Source organism: Streptomyces sp. AC602_WCS936 (assembly GCF_019049125.1).
Taxonomy (GTDB): Bacteria; Actinomycetota; Actinomycetes; order Streptomycetales; family Streptomycetaceae; genus Streptomyces.
Map to the genome: position 1 here is coordinate 73,318 of NZ_JAGMUF010000017.1, position 15,121 is coordinate 88,438.

Sequence of the window (15,121 nt, forward strand, 5' to 3'; positions counted from 1 at the left end):
CCGAGCGGTGACGGCCGGTTGTCCATCCTGCCACGCACAGCGACGCCGGTGCGGGCAAGCGGTCCGCCGGACAGTGACCGGTGCCACGTTCCTGGCCTTACGATGGCGCGGTGCTGGTCAAGTGGATTCGCTGCACCGTGGTGGACCGCCGGGGGTTCGAGCGGGGGCAGCGAAAGTGGGCGGGGCTTCCGGGGGAGCCGGGTTTTCGGGGGCAGGGGGGCGGCTGGAGCCGGGGGCGACCGGACGTGGCGCACGTCTTCGCCTTCTGGGAGAGCCGTGCCTTCTACGACTCCTTCATGGCCCGCTCCCACGACCGGCTCGCCTCGGCCCAGGCGGGCACCTTCAAGGACGCGCAGGTCAGGCTCTTCGACTACCGCTTCGACGTGAAAACCGGATTCGAACCCCGCTTCACGGACGCCGACCTGCTGCGGGTGGCGCTCTGCCGCGTGCACGAGGAGCGGGCCGAGCACTACGTCCTCATGCAGGAGAAGGTCTGGAACCCGGCGATGGCCGGCTCGCCCGGCATGATCCGCGGGCTGTTCGGCGAGGCGCCGGGGAACGAGTACCTGGTGCTGTCCATGTGGCGGTCGGCCGCCGAGCACGGCAAGTACCGCACCGAGCGGGTGGAGCGGCTCGCCCTGCGCGCCCAGACGGAGGCCGACATCGCGGCGCTGACCGGGGACATCGTGCAACTGGAACCCTCCTGGACCGTCTGAGGACCCGGCCGGCACCCCCGGCGTCGGTGTGCGAGCCTTGACGGCCGGTGTGAGAAGTGTGTGACGTACGCCGTACGGCGCCCCTTCGAGTGCTTGGTTCCGCTCGTCTCGATCTAGGGTTCAAGGCATGGCACGACCACGGCGCATCGTTCTGGTCCGGCACGGCGAGTCGACCGGCAACATCGACGACACCGTGTACGAGCGCGAACCCGATCACGCCCTCGCCCTCACCGAGCAGGGGCGGGCGCAGGCGGAGGAGACCGGGAAGGCGCTGCGCGAGGTGTTCGGCCGCGAGCGGGTCAGCGTGTACGTCTCCCCGTACCGCCGCACGCACCAGACGCTGCACGCCTTCCACCTGGACCCGGGGCTGATACGGATCCGGGAGGAGCCCCGGCTGCGTGAGCAGGACTGGGGCAACTGGCAGGACCGCGACGACGTGCGCCTGCAGAAGGCCTACCGGGACGCCTACGGCCACTTCTTCTACCGCTTCGCCCAGGGCGAGTCCGGTGCCGACGTGTACGACCGGGTCGGTGGCTTCCTGGAGAGCCTGTTCCGCAGTTTCGAGGACCCCGACCATCCGCCGAACGTGCTCCTGGTCACCCACGGTCTGGCCATGAGGCTGTTCTGCATGCGGTGGTTCCACTGGACGGTCGCGGAGTTCGAGTCGCTGTCGAACCCCGGGAACGGCGAGATGCGGATGCTCGTTCTCGGTGAGGACGGCAAGTACAGCCTTGACCGGCCCTTCGAACGCTGGCGAGATCCGGAACCGTACGGGATCACCGGATAGAGTGGCGAGGCGATGACCGCTCATTCAACTCCCGACGGGCGCCTGGACCGCGCCCTCTCCAGCCTGCGCGGACTGTCGGTGGGGGACGCGCTGGGCTCACAGTTCTTCGTGCCCGCGAACTACCCGCTGCTCAAGGACCGTGCGTTGCCGCCCGGCACCTGGCAGTGGACGGACGACACGGAAATGGCCTGTTCCGTGGTCTCCGTCCTGGCCACCCACCACCGCATCGACCAGGACGCGCTGGCCCTCTCCTTCGCCCACCACCACGACTTCGACCGCGGCTACGGCCCCGCGGTCAACCGGCTGCTGCGCCTGGTCCGCGAGGGCGGCGACTGGCGCGAGCTCGCCGCCGCGCTCTTCAACGGCCAGGGATCCTGGGGCAACGGTGCGGCGATGCGCATCGCCCCGCTGGGTGCCTGGTACGCGGACGACCCGGAACAGGCCACCCACCAGGCGGAGATCTCCGCCTACCCCACGCACCAGCACCGTGAGGCGGTGGTCGGCGCCATGGCGGTCGCCGCTGCCGCCGCACTGGCCGCGGACCCCGGCGGGCCTCCCACCGCACACGCGCTCCTGGACGGCGTGATCGCGCTGGTGCCGAAGAGCGCGGTCGGTGCCGGGCTGCGACGCGCCCGGGACATGCTCGACTACGGCGACGCCGCGACGGTCGCGGCCGTACTGGGCTGCGGCAGGCGTACCACCGCCCATGACACCGTTCCCTTCGCCCTCTGGTCGGCCGCGCGGGCCCTCGGGGAGTACGAGCGCGCCTTCTGGACGACCGCCCAGGTCGGCGGGGACGTGGACACCACGTGCGCCATCGTGGGCGGCGTGGTCGCCGCGGGTGAGGCGGGTGCGCCGCCGGCGGACTGGGCGGAGCGGGTCGAGGCGCTGCCCGGATGGATGGCCACGACCGCATAGCCACGCTCCGTACATGCCGGGAACTCTGCGTGACCGCTGCCCGTTGTCATGACATCCGCCGTGCGAGGCAGGCAGCTTCGTACGAGGCCGGGGTGCCGTGAGAAGGGGGGAGCGGGGACATGGAAGCTCTGTGGCTGCCGCTCGTCGCGCTGCCGCTCTTGGTGCTTCTCACGCGGTCGAGCACGCGGGCGAGGGGGCGTGGGCCCGGACCGGGCGGGTACCGGTCGGTCGGATTCCATCGGCGGGCGGGCGTGCCGCCCGCCGATGGAATCCGCCCGGCCGCCGGTACGGCGGCGTCAGCCGATCCCCGGACCGGCCGAGCCGGACAGGGCCTCCAGGTCGCTCTTGCGCACCCGGATCACCAGCCACGCCGTGGCCAGGGCGAGGACGGCCATGGCCGCGGCCGGGATGAAGGCCGCCGAGATACCCTGCGCCAGCACGTCGTGCCCCCAAGGTGCCGGCAGCTGCTGTGTCCGGGCGAACTCCGCCTTCTGCTCCGCCGAGCCGTCGGAGAGGAAGTCCGGCACCTGCTTCTCCGCCTCGTTCTTGCTGGCCGTGCCGAAGACCGTCGTCAGGATGGCGAGGCCGATCGATCCGCCCACCTGCTGCATCGTGTTGAGCAGGCCGGACGCGGCGCCAGCCTCGTGCTGGGCGACCCCGGAGACGGCGGTCAGTGTCAGCGTCACGAAGTTCAGCCCCATGCCGAACCCGAAGATCAGCATCGGCCCGAGGACGCCGCCGACGTACGAGCTGTCGGAGCTGATCAGGGCCTGCCAGCCGAGCCCGATCGCGGCGAGCGTCGAGCCCGCGATCATGAACGGCTTGGGGCCGAAGACCGGCAGGAACCGCTGGGACAGGCCCGCACCCAATGCGATCACCACCGTGACCGGCAGGAAGGCCAGGCCGGCTTCGATGGGGGTGTAGCCCAGCACGTTCTGCACGAACAGCACGATGTAGAAGAACATGCCGAACATCGCCGCGGCCAGGCTCAGCATGATCACGTACGTGCCGGAGCGGTTGCGGTCGGCGAACATCCTCAGCGGGGTGATCGGCTCCTTGGCCCGCCGCTCGATGAACACGAAGGCCAGCAACAGGACCACGGCGGCCGCGAAGGAGCCGATGGTCAGGTTGTCCCGCCAGCCCTCGTCCGCGGCGCGGATGAAGCCGTAGACGAGGGACGCCATACCCGCCGTCGAGGTCACCGCCCCGGCTATGTCGAAGCGGCCGGAGTGCCGTTCGGACTCGTTGATGTACAGCGGGGTGAGCACGGCGATCAGTACGCCGATGGGTACGTTGACGAAGAGCACCCAGCGCCAGTCGAGCCACTCGGTGAGCATGCCGCCCGCCAGCAGACCGATGGCGCCACCGCCCGCCGACACGGCCGCGAAGACACCGAAGGCCCGGTTGCGTTCCGGTCCTTCGGGGAAGGTGGTGGTGATGAGGGCCAGCGACGTGGGCGACGCGATCGCGCCTCCCACGCCCTGCAGGACGCGAGCCGCCAGCAGCTGCCAGGGTTCCTGGGCGAAGCCACCGAGCAGCGAGGCGAAGGTGAACAGCAGGATGCCGGTCATGAAGACCCGGCGCCGGCCGAGGATGTCACCGGCCCGGCCGCCGAGCAGCAGCAGACCGCCGAAGGTGAGCGTGTAGGCGCTGACGACCCAAGTGAGGTCGGTGGTGCTGAAGCTCAGCGCTTCTTGAATGTGCGGGAGGGCGATGTTCACAATCGTCGCGTCGAGTACCACCATGAGTTGGCAGGCCGCGATGACCGTGAGCGCGATGCCGGGACGCCCCTCCCGGCGGGCAGCTCCCGGCTTGTGGTCCGGTATCAGAGAGGTTGTCACTATGTGTCCCCCACGAACGAATTAGTGAACGCTCGCGTTCACTGTTGCTTCAACGTTAGTGACTCCCGGACAGAGAACGCAAGCGTTCACTTTTTGAGGTGTCGTGCGGTCCGTCCCCCGCTGTGGCCGCCCGGTGCGCCTCACGTCCCCGAAAACCCGTTGTCCCCGCTCATTGGAGACCTACGACATGGTTGCTTCGCACTGGGCGGCCGCCTCCGCCCAGACGCCTCCCTCCCGCCGGCGTGGCGCCGTCCTGGAACGCGCGATCCTCGACGCCGCGCTGGAGCAGCTCGGAACGGTCGGCTGGAACGGTCTGACGATGGAGGGCGTGGCAGCCGGCGCGCAGACCGGCAAGGCGGCCGTCTACCGCCGCTGGCCGTCCAAGGAGGACCTCGTCGCGGACGCACTGAGGTCCGGGCTGCCGCGCTTCGACGACGTGCCAGACCTGGGGAGTGTGCGCGACGACCTGCTGGCGCTGTGCCGCAGAGCGCGCGACGCGATGTTCTCGCGCCCGGGATTCGCCTTGCGGTCAGTCATTCACGAATGCGACAGCGTGCAGGCCGAGCGCTTCCATGCGGTGATCTTCAAGGGAGTGATCGAGCCGACCCTCGCGATGCTCCGCGAGGTCATCACCCGTGGAATAGAGCGGGGTGAAGTGCGACGTGACGCGGCGAACGCATATGTCTTCGACGCCATCCCGGCGATGATGATGTACCGCTCCAAGATTTGTGGAAGCGAATGGACGGACCAGGAGATCGAGGAAATGATCGACCGGATGATGGTGCCGCTGCTGCGGCCCGAAGGAGCCTGATCCCCGGGCGGCACGGGCCCCCGTGAGTTTGGGGAACCGGGGTGTCGCCGGCGGTTCGGGGCGGCGTAGGCTAAGGGCGTCATGCCCTACGAACCGCCTACTCACACCGTCGAGCGCTCACTCCGCGCCACGACCGGAGCGAAGATCATTGCCGGTGTCGACGAGGTGGGGCGCGGCGCGTGGGCCGGGCCGGTCACGGTCTGCGCCGCGGTCACCGGCTTGCGACGGCCCCCGGTGGGGCTCACCGACTCCAAGCTGCTCACCATCAAGCGACGCACCGAACTCGCCGAGGAACTGCGGACCTGGGTGACGTCTCACGCCCTGGGGCACGCCTCGCCGGAGGAGATCGACGCCATGGGGATGACCGCGGCGCTTCGACTGGCGGCGGTGCGCGCTCTGGAAGGCCTGCCGATCCGCCCCGACGCCGTCATCCTCGACGGCAAGCACGACTACCTCGGGGTGCCCTGGCAGGTCCGTACGGTGATCAAGGGTGACCAGTCCTGCGTGGCTGTCGCGGCGGCCTCGGTGCTCGCCAAGGTCCAGCGCGACAAAATGATGGCCGAACTGGGTGTCGACCATGCAGACTTCGCTTTCGCGGACAACGCCGGATACCCGTCTCCCGTGCACAAGGCCGCACTGGAGGAGCGGGGGCCCACTCCGCACCACCGGTTGTCGTGGGCGTATCTTGATGCGCTGCCCCAGTGGCGGCACCTCAAGAAGGTCCGCAGTTGGGTGGACGGAAGCGTTCCGGAAATCGAGGGCCAGCTCGGATTCGATTTCTGACCGCTCCGCTCGCAGGCACGTGCCACCCGCCGACGCGAGCCGCACCAACGTTTGATAAATATCAGCCCATGCCTCTCATTCCCGAGGAGCCTCAGATTCACGAGAAGGCCCAGGGTCCCCGCGCCACTCCGGCCAGCGGCCGCACCGCGCCGACCCCTCGCCCCGTACCCGGCCCCCGCCCCGCGGCTCCGCCGCGCCCCGGCCGTCCCGGTCCCGCGCGGCCGGCGCCGCCGGCGCAACGCTCGTCGCGTGACTCGTCCGCCGCCAAGCCCGGCCCGTCGGGCCCGGCTGCTCCGGCCGCCGCCCCGGCCAGTGTGCAGATCCAGCTGGTCCCGGCTTCTCCCGAGGGCGCGCTCGACGCGGCCGAGGAGGCCGTGGACCTGCTGCTGGACTCGGGCCGCACTCCCGGTGACGTGCTGGTGATCACCACTGGCGATCCGCACCCGTGGGCCGCCCACGAACTCTCCTTCGGCGACGCGGCCTACTGGGCGCAGCATGACGCGGGCGACGACGTCTTCTACACGGACGCCGCCGTCGCGAGCCGTGCCACGTCGAGGCCGGTGGTCGTGGTGGCGCTCAACGGAGGTCCCGAGGACTCCGCCGTCACCGCCCTGTCCGCGGCGCACGCCCGGGCCGGCGCCCTGCTGATCGTCTGCGGTGATCCGCAGCGCATCAACTCGGTGCTGGGCGCAGGGGTCTGAGCCCGCTCGACCGGGGGCGGCGGACACCGTTGTGATGCGGGGCCGTTCCGCCGGCCCCGCACAGTGCGGGGCTCGTCATGCCCCCGTGGCCGCGGTGCTCCTCGCATCGTGGGGCCGTTGTCGGGTTCTCCCACGGACCTGACGCCGCACGGGACTTCGTGGCGCGGTGCTCCGGTGCACCGTGCCCGTGGGGCTCAGCGGGCCGCCGCACGACGCAGTACGTCCGAGGCGACGCCGCCGGTACGCGGTGGCGGGAGCGGTGCCTGAGACGTGGCGAACGGCTCCGGTGCCGAGGACGCGTTTGGCCGACGGCCGCCGCGGCCCTCGCCCAAGACCTGCCAGCCGTCCCGGGTCAGCGTGATGTACGCGCCGCAGCGCAGCCCATGCAGCGTGCACGCGTCCCGCAACCCCCACATCCACGCACCGTCCTCCTCCGTCCAACGCGCGTCGCCATCACGGCAGTAGAGCAGCACGGCGGTGCGCACCGGAGTGCGGCGCCGCAGATCGTGCGGGATGACGCGACGCAGCTGGGCGAGCAGTGCGTTGCGGAACATCCAGCCGTCGGCCGCGGCCCGGCGGCTGGTGAACGAGGCGCTGGCACGCAGTCGTTCGTCGGGATCGAGCACGGCCACGATCGCGGTCGCGGGCCCCGGACGGTGTCGCGAATGGAGTCCGCTGACGACCTCTCGCGGATTGCGCAGCAGTGGGATTCCGGCGGCGGCCCACTCCGCAGGTTCGAGCATACGAGTGGCGGTTGCGGCGGACGACGACAAGGATGCCGCCGAGGACGGAGCGAATCCGAAGGTCACGTTCCTCCCTTCGGCTACACGCCCACACTGCGGGCGGGGTCGGATTCGGGGGAGCGCGCACCGCAGTGAAGCCCTGCCGGATCACGGACGAGCCGTGCGGGGAGCGGACTTCAATTCTTCCTGTCGAACTGGGATGCGGCAACGAGCAATTGGGACCGACGACCGTTATCGGATGATGCGCGTCCTATATCCCTACCCAGAGCGCGGCCGGGTGACGCACGGGACGCACCACCGGCAGCCGCGCGAGGCCCCGGCCCCGCGAAGCGCGCGCACGGCCGGGTGTCACCCCTGCACGGCCAGGACCAGTGGCAACACTTCCTGCGCGCCCGCGCGGCGCAGCAGCCGGGCCGCCACCGCGAGGGTCCAGCCGGTCTCAGTACAGTCGTCCACGAGCAGAACCGGGCCGTCAAGACCGTCCAGGGTGGCGGCGAGCGCCGGCGGCACCGTCAGCGCGCCGTCGAGTGCCTTGAGCCGCTGCGCGCTGTTGCTGCGGGACGCCGCGGGCGCCTCGCCCGTGTACTCGACCGAACCGAGCAACGGCAGCCTCCCGACCTGGGCGATGCGCGTCCCCAGCGAGTGGATCAGCTGAGGCCGGGTCCGCGAGGCGATCGTCACCACCCCCGCCGGGCGGGGCCGTCCCTCGGCGGCGCCCGGAGCCCAGCCGCCCGGCCCCTTGGCCCAGTCGGCCAGTACCGTCACGACGGCCTGGGCCACATCGTCCGGCACCGGGCCGTCCGGAGCCTGCGCGGAGAGCATCGGTCGCAGCCGGTTGCCCCAGCCGATGTCGGACAGCCGGCCCAGGGCCCGGCCTGTGGAGGCCTGTTCACCGGCCGGAATGCGCCCCTTCAGGTCCACCCCGATCGCCGGCAGACCGGTCGGCCACATGCGGCGCGGCTCCACCTCCACGCCCGCCCGGCCCAGATCGACCCGCGCGGCGTCGAGGCTGTCGGTGGAGGTGTCCGTGGTGAAGCGCGGGCCCGCGCAGTTGTCGCAGTGGCCGCAGGGCTTGGCCCCCTCGTCGTCCAACTGGCGTTGCAGGAACTCCATCCGGCACTCGCTCGTCGAGGCGTAGTCGCGCATCGCCTGCTGCTCGGCCTTCCGCTGCCGCGCCACCCAGTCGTACCGCTCGGAGTCGTACGACCACGACTGCCCGGTCGCGATCCAGCCCCCCTTGACCCGCTTGACCGCGCCGTCCACGTCGAGGACCTTGAGCATGGTCTCCAGACGAGAGCGCCGCAGCTCCACCAACGGCTCCAGGGCGGGCAGGGAGAGCGGCCGCTCGGCCCCCGCGAGGATGTCGAGGGTGCGGCGCACCAGCTCCTCCGACGGGAAGGCCAGCGAGGCGAAGTACTCCCAGATCGCCTCGTCCTCCTTGCCCGGCAGGAGGAGCACCTCGGCGTGCTCCACGCCGCGCCCGGCACGGCCGACCTGCTGGTAGTACGCGATGGGCGAGGAGGGCGAGCCCAGGTGCACCACGAACCCCAGGTCGGGCTTGTCGAAGCCCATGCCCAGCGCCGACGTGGCGACCAGTGCCTTGACCCGGTTGGCGAGCAGATCGTCCTCGGCCTGCTGCCGGTCCGCGTTCTCCGTCTTGCCGGTGTAGGAGGCCACGGTGTGGCCGCGGTGCCGGAGAAAGGCGGTGACCTCCTCGGCGGCGGCCACGGTGAGGGTGTAGATGATCCCGGAGCCCGGGAGCCGGTCGAGGTGGTCGGCGAGCCATGCCATCCGGTGCGCGGCGTCGGACAGCCGCAGCACGCCGAGGCTGAGGCTCTCCCGGTCCAGCGGACCGCGCAGCACCAGCGCGTCCGAGGTGCCTCCGGTGCCGAGCTGCTCCGCCACGTCGGCGGTCACCCGGGCGTTGGCCGTGGCAGTGGTGGCCAGGACCGGTACGCCGGGCGGGAGGTCGGTGAGCATCGTGCGCAGTCGCCGGTAGTCCGGACGGAAGTCGTGGCCCCAGTCGGAGATGCAGTGGGCCTCGTCCACCACGAGCAGCCCGGTCGCGGCGGAGAGCTTGGGCAGCACCTGGTCACGGAAGTCCGGGTTGTTGAGCCGCTCGGGACTCACCAGCAGCACGTCGACCTCACCGGTGGCGATCTCGTCCTGGATCGCTTCCCAGTCCTCGGTGTTGGAGGAGTTGATCGTCCGGGCGCGGATGCCGGCCCGCGCCGCCGCCTCGACCTGGTTGCGCATCAGTGCGAGCAGCGGGGAGACGATCACGGTGGGGCCGGCGCCGCGCTCGCGCAGCAGGGCGGTCGCCACGAAGTAGACGGCGGACTTGCCCCACCCCGTGCGCTGGACGACCAGGGCCCGGCGCCCTTCGGCGACCAGCGCCTCGATCGCCCGCCACTGGTCGTCCCGCAGCCGGGCGCCGCCGGACGCGTCCCCGACGAGGCGGGCGAGGACCGCGTCGGCGGCTGTCCGGAGATCCGCGTTGCTCGTGTGCTCCATACGTTCCATACAACAGGACGGGACTGACAGCCGGACGTGCGGGAGGAAGGGGCGCGGTCGCCGAGTGTCCGGTGACGCGTCCCTGATCAGAGTTATCCACAGGGCAAAGCGGAACTTCATGATTCGCGAGATCGTCGGGCCATGACGAACCACAGCGAAACGACCGGACCCTCCGACAACGGTGACATCGAGGGATTCGAGCACTCCGGCCGGACGGCCCGCTTCCCGGACGACCAGCCCCGCGACGAGCCGCAGGTCACCCTCCGCACCCCTGCCGAACTGGCCGACGCCCTGCCGTACCTGCTCGGATACCGCCCCGAGGACAGCATCGTCCTGGTCGCCCTGCGCGACCGGGACGGACGCGGTCGTTTCGGTGGCCGGGCCCGGCTCGGCGTTCCCGCGAACCCGGACGACTGGGCCGGCGCGGCCGGACAGCTGGCCCACGGCCTGGTGACCGGCAGTGAACGCCGAGGGGTTCGCCCCGAGCAGATGGTGGCCTACCTCTGCCAGGAACCAGCGCCGGGCGAGACCGGCCGGGACGTGATGGAACGACTGCGGCCGCTGGCTCAGCAACTGCGCGTCGAGTGCGGCGCCCTCGACGTTCCGGTGGTCGAGGCGCTCTGCGTCTCGGCGGGGCGCTTCTGGTCGTACGTCTGCGACGACCGGGCCTGCTGCCCGGCCGAAGGCACGCCCATGGGGCTGCCAGGCACGTCCGTGCTGGCCGCAGCGGCCACGTACGCCGGAATCCAGGTGCGCGGCACGCTCGGCGAACTGCGCGCCAGGCTCCTGCCACGTGAGAGCGAGGTGGCCCTCGAGCAGGAGGCCGCCCTGGACGCGGCGGCCGTGCCGCTGGTGACGCGGATCCTCGACGACGCCGGGCGCTCGGAGGTGGCGGAGGAGACGCTGCACCTGGCACAGCGGGTGATGCGACGCCTTGCTGAGGCCCGGCCCGTGTCCGGAATGGCCGCCGAAGACCTGCGCGACGATCTACTGCTCGGACACGACGAGGCGGCGACGATGATCCTCGGCCTCCAGGACCGTGCGACCCGTGACCGCGCCGCGGAGTGGATGGAGGGGGACGAGGCGGCACCCGCGCTGCGCCTCTGGCGGGCCCTGGCCCGTCGCTGCGTCGGATCGTACGGTGAACACGCGGCCGCACCGCTCACCCTCGCCGGATGGGTCGCCTGGTCCACGGGCGACGAACTGGAGGCCCGTGAGGCCCTGGCCATGGCACTCGGCGCGGACCCCGACTACCTCTTCGCCCGGCTCCTGCACCAGGCGTGCAACGAGGGGCTCGACCCGGAGTCGGTCCGTCGCTGTCTGCGTGCGGAGCGCGGGGGCCGGGAGGCTCCGAGGGGCGGCGTGCCGGACGGCGAGAAGCAAGCCGACGGGGCAGCGGAACGCGAGCCGGCCGACCCCTTCCCGGCACCGCGGGCACCTCTCGGCCGTCGGCGTCGCACGCGCTCCGGCGTGACGGCCGACGGAGTCCCCCGTCGGCCGAGGGCGGCGCGTGGTCGTGAGCCGGGTGTGAAGCTCAGGCGGCCTCGCACTGCGGCGTCGGGGGAGCGCCCGGGTCCCGCGCGGACGGGCCGTGCGCGTTCGCGAGCCGCGGAGGAGAAGGGCGCGGGTCGGACGGGCACCTGCGCGGGAGGCGCGCGCACGGGAGACCACGGGGCCGAAGGGGGCGGCGAGCGGCTGTGAACGCGCACGGGGGGGGGGTGGGATCGTCACCAGGCCGACGGTGGTCGCCGGGGCGCGCCGGACGCCGGTAGGCAGCCCCGCAGCGCTGTGCGGCCGGCGTCCCCGGCCGCCCTTCCTCAGCCGCCCTTCCTCGGCCGTCCTTCCTGGCTGCCCTCCCGGCCAACGCCCTTGGACCGTCGTCCTTCGGCTGTGATCCACGGCCATGGTCTTTCCGCTGTGGTCCCCGGCCGTGGTCGACCGGCGAGGACCGGCCGCCGTGGCCGCGGACGCGGTCCGTGGACCGCGCGCCTCCGGGCGCCGGGGCCGCCACCCCTGGGCGTGACCTGGAGGTCACCCGTTCCGTTCACCTGAGTGGCCGAATGCCCGGACGGGCCCGGGGCACGGCACCGCCCGTTTCGAAACCACCACACGGCGTCGCTCCGATCGAGGGCGTCGAGCAGAGAGGGAGGTCTCCCATGTACCAGCCGATCCGGTCCTCGTCCGCCGTCACGGACCTCGGCGTGAGCGGCCGCCGGGGCACCCAGGCGCCGTCACTCGCCGGGCCTGCGGTGCCGGTCAGGAGAAGCGGTCCGGGGCCGGGGCGGAACCCTGGCGCACCGGCTGCCCGGGTCGGACCGCCCTCGGCGCTGTCGGTCTCCCGGCCCGGTGGGGAGTCGGCGGGCACCGGTCTTGCGGGTGTTCGGGCAGACCGCGCCCCTGCTCAGCGCACACCGCCCGGAAGGCCGTACAGCCCCGGGGAGCTGCCGCCCACCCACAGGACCATGATCGGCGTGGCGCTCCCCGGCCTCGTGATCTCCACGGAGCAGGGCCAGCTGAACGGCCTGGGCCTGGAGGGGTTCTACCGCGCGGGCCGGCGCCTGCTGTCCCGGTGCCGCCTTCGCGTGGCCGGACGTGAACCGCTTCCCTCCCAGGCCAGGATGACCGGCGCCGACGGTACTCGCTTCGTCGGCACGCTTCGGACGGCCTCCGCGCCGGGGCCGGATCCGGACGTGATGATCGAGCGCACCCGCCACGCCGACGGCACGGAGCGGATCACGCTGCGCAGTTGGGCATCCGTCCCGCTGCGCCTGCCGGTGGAGGTGGTACTCGGTACCGACCTGGCCGACCTCGGAGCGATCGCCGCGGGCGAAGCGGGGCCGGACCTGCCGGCCACCGTGCACGGCTCCGGGCTGCGGTGGACCCGCGGCACGGGCGGCGCGTCGGTGACGGCGGTCCCACCGCCCGCCGAGGCACTGGCCTCCGCGGGACTGCTGCGATGGGAGTTCGTGCTGCCCGCGGGCGGCAGCGCCGGCGTCGAACTGCGCGTACGGCCGGACGGCGCCGGGCCCGTCCGGGCAGTGGGCCGTACGGCGGCCGATCCGCTGGCCTCCGCGCACGCCACCGGTGACGACCCCGGGGTCTCCGCTCTCCTGCGGACCAGCATCGAGGACCTCAGGGCCCTCCTGGTGCGCGATCCCGCGCACCCCACCGGCGTCCACCTGGCCGCCGGCGTCCCCTGGCGCTGCGGTCCGGCCCCCGCCGAGGCCCTCGCCGCGGCCCGGATGGCGCTTCCCCTCGGCACCCGGCTCGCCGCGGGTACCTTGCGCGCCCTCGCCCGCACCCAGCAGCCCGGCCCGGGACCGAGATCCGGCATGATCCCCGGACCGGGGCGCGGCACCGGCCCGCACCTGCCGCCGGGCTGCACCGGCACGGAGGCCACCCTGCTCTTTCCCGTGCTCCTCGCGGAGGCCCGCCGCTGGGGGCTCGGCGCACAGGAGACACAGGAGCTGCTGCCCGCCGCCGAGGGGTGTCTGACCTGGCTGCGGGCCACCGTAGGCAACGGCACGTACGTACCTGATCCGCACCCCCACGGGCCCGCCCGCTGCGAGACCCAGGCCCAGGCCCACCGCGCCGCCCTGCTCGGCGCCGAACTGCTCGACGACCTCGGCAGGCCGGGCGGCGACTGGCTGCGGGAGTGGGCCCAGCGGCTGCGCACGGCGTTCCGGCGCGACTTCTGGATCGACGACGCGACGGGCGGAAGACCCGCGGCGGCCCGTACCCCGGACGGACGCCTCGTGCCGCACCTGAGCGCGGCCGCCGCCCACCTCCTGGACACCGGGCTGCTCGGCGGGGGCTCGGTCGCACCAGGCCTGCTCGACCCGGTCCAGACCGGCAGACTCGCCCGGTTGCTCGGCAACCCGGTCATGGACTCGGGCTGGGGGCTGCGTGGCCTGGCTGCCACCGAGGCGGGATACAACCCCTTCGGGCATCGTGCGGGGGCGGTGCACGTCCAGGAGACGGCGACAGCGGTGGCGGGTCTGGCCGCCGCCGGTCACGACAAGGAAGCAGGCTCGCTGCTGCGCGGGGTACTGGCCGCGGCCGGTGCCTTCGGCCACCGCTTGCCGGAGATGTTCGCGGGGGAACAGCGCACCGACACGAGCGCTCCGCTGCCGCACCCGGCGGCCTGCCGCCCCGCCGCCACCGCGGCAGCCGCAGGGGTACTGATGCTGACCACGCTCGCGGGTATCCGCCCCGACGCCCCGGCCGGGACCGTCACCCTGCGGCCCGTACGCAGCGCACCCCTGGGAGAGCTCGGCCTGACGGGGCTGAGGGTCGCGGGAGAGCCCTTCTCCGTGCGGGTCAGCCGACTGGGCCTGGCCATGGTCGAAGAGGCCGCCGACGGGCTGCGACTAGGGGCTTGACCAGGCCGGACCTCTCCTCGCCCGACGGCAGGGAGCAGACGGTGCCAAGAAGACCCGACAGCCACGGACCAGCCGTCGATGCGACCGGCGAGGGGAGTGTTTATCGTCAGGCAGACGACTATGATCGCCGCATGCCCTACGACCCGTCAGCCTTTCCGCCCTTCGCCGTCACTGTGGACCTGGTCGTACTGACCGTACGTCGCCACTCCCTGTGCGCGCTGGCGGTGCGCAGGGGCGAGCCTCCGTTCCAGGGCCGCTGGGCGCTGCCCGGTGGCTTCGTACGGGCCGGCGAGGACCTGGCGCAGGCGGCGGCGCGGGAGCTGGTCGAGGAGACGGGACTGTGCGTCCACGACCCCGCCGCGCCCACCCAGGACAATGGCGCCCACCTGGAGCAGCTCGCGACGTACGGCGACCCCGAGCGGGACCCCCGGATGCGGGTGGTGAGCGTCGCCCACCTCGCGCTCGCTCCGGACCTGCCCGCGCCCCGGGCGGGCGGTGACGCCAGCAACGCACGCTGGGCGCCGGTCGAGGAAGCGCTCGAGCAGGCCGGTCACGGCCGCGACGGCGAACCGCCGGCACCCCTCGCCTTCGACCACACCCAGATCCTGGCGGACGGCGTGGAACGAGCCCGCTCCAAGATCGAGTACTCGTCGCTGGCCACCGCCTTCTGCCCACCGGAGTTCACCGTCGGCGAGCTGCGCCGCGTCTACGAGGCGGTGTGGAGCGTGGCGCTCGACCCGCGCAATTTCCACCGCAAGGTGACGGGCACTCCGGGCTTCCTTGTCCCCACCGGTGGTACGACCACCCGCCAGGGCGGCCGCCCCGCCCAGCTCTTCCGGGCCGGCGGCGCCACTCTCCTCAACCCCCCGATGCTGCGTCCCGAGGTGTGAGGCCGCTGCGGGAAAGGATCCCGGAGCGAACGGCG

12 protein-coding genes are annotated in these 15,121 nt (G+C 72.4%); 9 read left to right on the forward strand and 3 right to left on the reverse strand.

All coding sequences use genetic code 11. The features are described 5' to 3' along the window. Positions 1 to 110: 110 nt before the first annotated feature. The 3 genes from KUM03_RS08060 (at position 111) to KUM03_RS08070 (ending at position 2,421) form a co-directional block, all read left to right on the forward strand. On the forward strand, positions 111 to 716 hold the full coding sequence (locus KUM03_RS08060; protein ID WP_073731754.1) for a YdbC family protein: 606 nt from the start codon (positions 111 to 113) through the stop codon (positions 714 to 716). Positions 717 to 843: 127 nt separating this feature from the next. Continuing rightward, positions 844 to 1,503, forward strand: a complete 660-nt coding sequence (locus tag KUM03_RS08065) for a histidine phosphatase family protein (protein ID WP_217246332.1) — start codon at positions 844 to 846, stop codon at positions 1,501 to 1,503. A 12-nt stretch (positions 1,504 to 1,515) separates the two neighbouring features. Continuing rightward, on the forward strand, positions 1,516 to 2,421 hold the full coding sequence (locus tag KUM03_RS08070; protein ID WP_217246333.1) for an ADP-ribosylglycohydrolase family protein: 906 nt from the start codon (positions 1,516 to 1,518) through the stop codon (positions 2,419 to 2,421). Positions 2,422 to 2,717: 296 nt separating this feature from the next. Here the strand turns inward: KUM03_RS08070 and KUM03_RS08075 are convergent, their stop codons facing one another. Further along, on the reverse strand, positions 2,718 to 4,265 hold the full coding sequence (locus KUM03_RS08075) for an MFS transporter (protein ID WP_217246364.1): 1,548 nt from the start codon (positions 4,263 to 4,265) through the stop codon (positions 2,718 to 2,720). A gap of 184 nt (positions 4,266 to 4,449) precedes the next feature. Here KUM03_RS08075 and KUM03_RS08080 point away from each other — a divergent pair, with 184 nt between their 5' ends. From KUM03_RS08080 to KUM03_RS08090, 3 genes are all read left to right on the forward strand, one after another. Then, positions 4,450 to 5,073 carry a TetR/AcrR family transcriptional regulator gene (locus KUM03_RS08080; RefSeq protein WP_217246334.1) on the forward strand — a complete coding sequence of 208 codons (624 nt, stop codon included), beginning with the start codon at positions 4,450 to 4,452 and terminating at the stop codon, positions 5,071 to 5,073. Between the two features lie 81 nt (positions 5,074 to 5,154). Continuing rightward, entirely contained in the window at positions 5,155 to 5,856 is a 702-nt protein-coding gene (locus KUM03_RS08085) for a ribonuclease HII (protein WP_217246335.1), read from the forward strand. Between the two features lie 68 nt (positions 5,857 to 5,924). Continuing rightward, positions 5,925 to 6,557 (forward strand): hypothetical protein, encoded by a 633-nt coding sequence (locus KUM03_RS08090; protein ID WP_217246336.1) that lies wholly within the window; start codon positions 5,925 to 5,927, stop codon positions 6,555 to 6,557. A 194-nt stretch (positions 6,558 to 6,751) separates the two neighbouring features. Here KUM03_RS08090 and KUM03_RS08095 read toward each other — a convergent pair whose 3' ends face one another. Together KUM03_RS08095 and KUM03_RS08100 are read right to left on the reverse strand one after the other, a co-directional pair. After that, the gene (locus tag KUM03_RS08095; protein WP_217246337.1) at positions 6,752 to 7,366 is read right to left on the reverse strand and encodes a hypothetical protein; all 615 of its coding nucleotides are present in this window, start codon (positions 7,364 to 7,366) and stop codon (positions 6,752 to 6,754) included. Positions 7,367 to 7,648: 282 nt separating this feature from the next. After that, positions 7,649 to 9,814, reverse strand: coding sequence for a RecQ family ATP-dependent DNA helicase (locus tag KUM03_RS08100; RefSeq protein ID WP_217246338.1), 2,166 nt, complete (start codon positions 9,812 to 9,814; stop codon positions 7,649 to 7,651). 141 nt (positions 9,815 to 9,955) lie between these two features. Between KUM03_RS08100 and KUM03_RS08105 the strand changes: the two genes are divergently transcribed. The 3 genes from KUM03_RS08105 (at position 9,956) to KUM03_RS08115 (ending at position 15,086) form a co-directional block, all read left to right on the forward strand. After that, on the forward strand, positions 9,956 to 11,515 hold the full coding sequence (locus KUM03_RS08105; protein WP_217246339.1) for a DUF4192 domain-containing protein: 1,560 nt from the start codon (positions 9,956 to 9,958) through the stop codon (positions 11,513 to 11,515). A gap of 761 nt (positions 11,516 to 12,276) precedes the next feature. Continuing rightward, positions 12,277 to 14,196, forward strand: coding sequence for a glycogen debranching N-terminal domain-containing protein (locus KUM03_RS08110; RefSeq protein WP_217246340.1), 1,920 nt, complete (start codon positions 12,277 to 12,279; stop codon positions 14,194 to 14,196). A 131-nt stretch (positions 14,197 to 14,327) separates the two neighbouring features. Next, on the forward strand, positions 14,328 to 15,086 hold the full coding sequence (locus KUM03_RS08115) for an NUDIX domain-containing protein (RefSeq protein WP_217246341.1): 759 nt from the start codon (positions 14,328 to 14,330) through the stop codon (positions 15,084 to 15,086). Positions 15,087 to 15,121 lie beyond the last annotated feature (35 nt).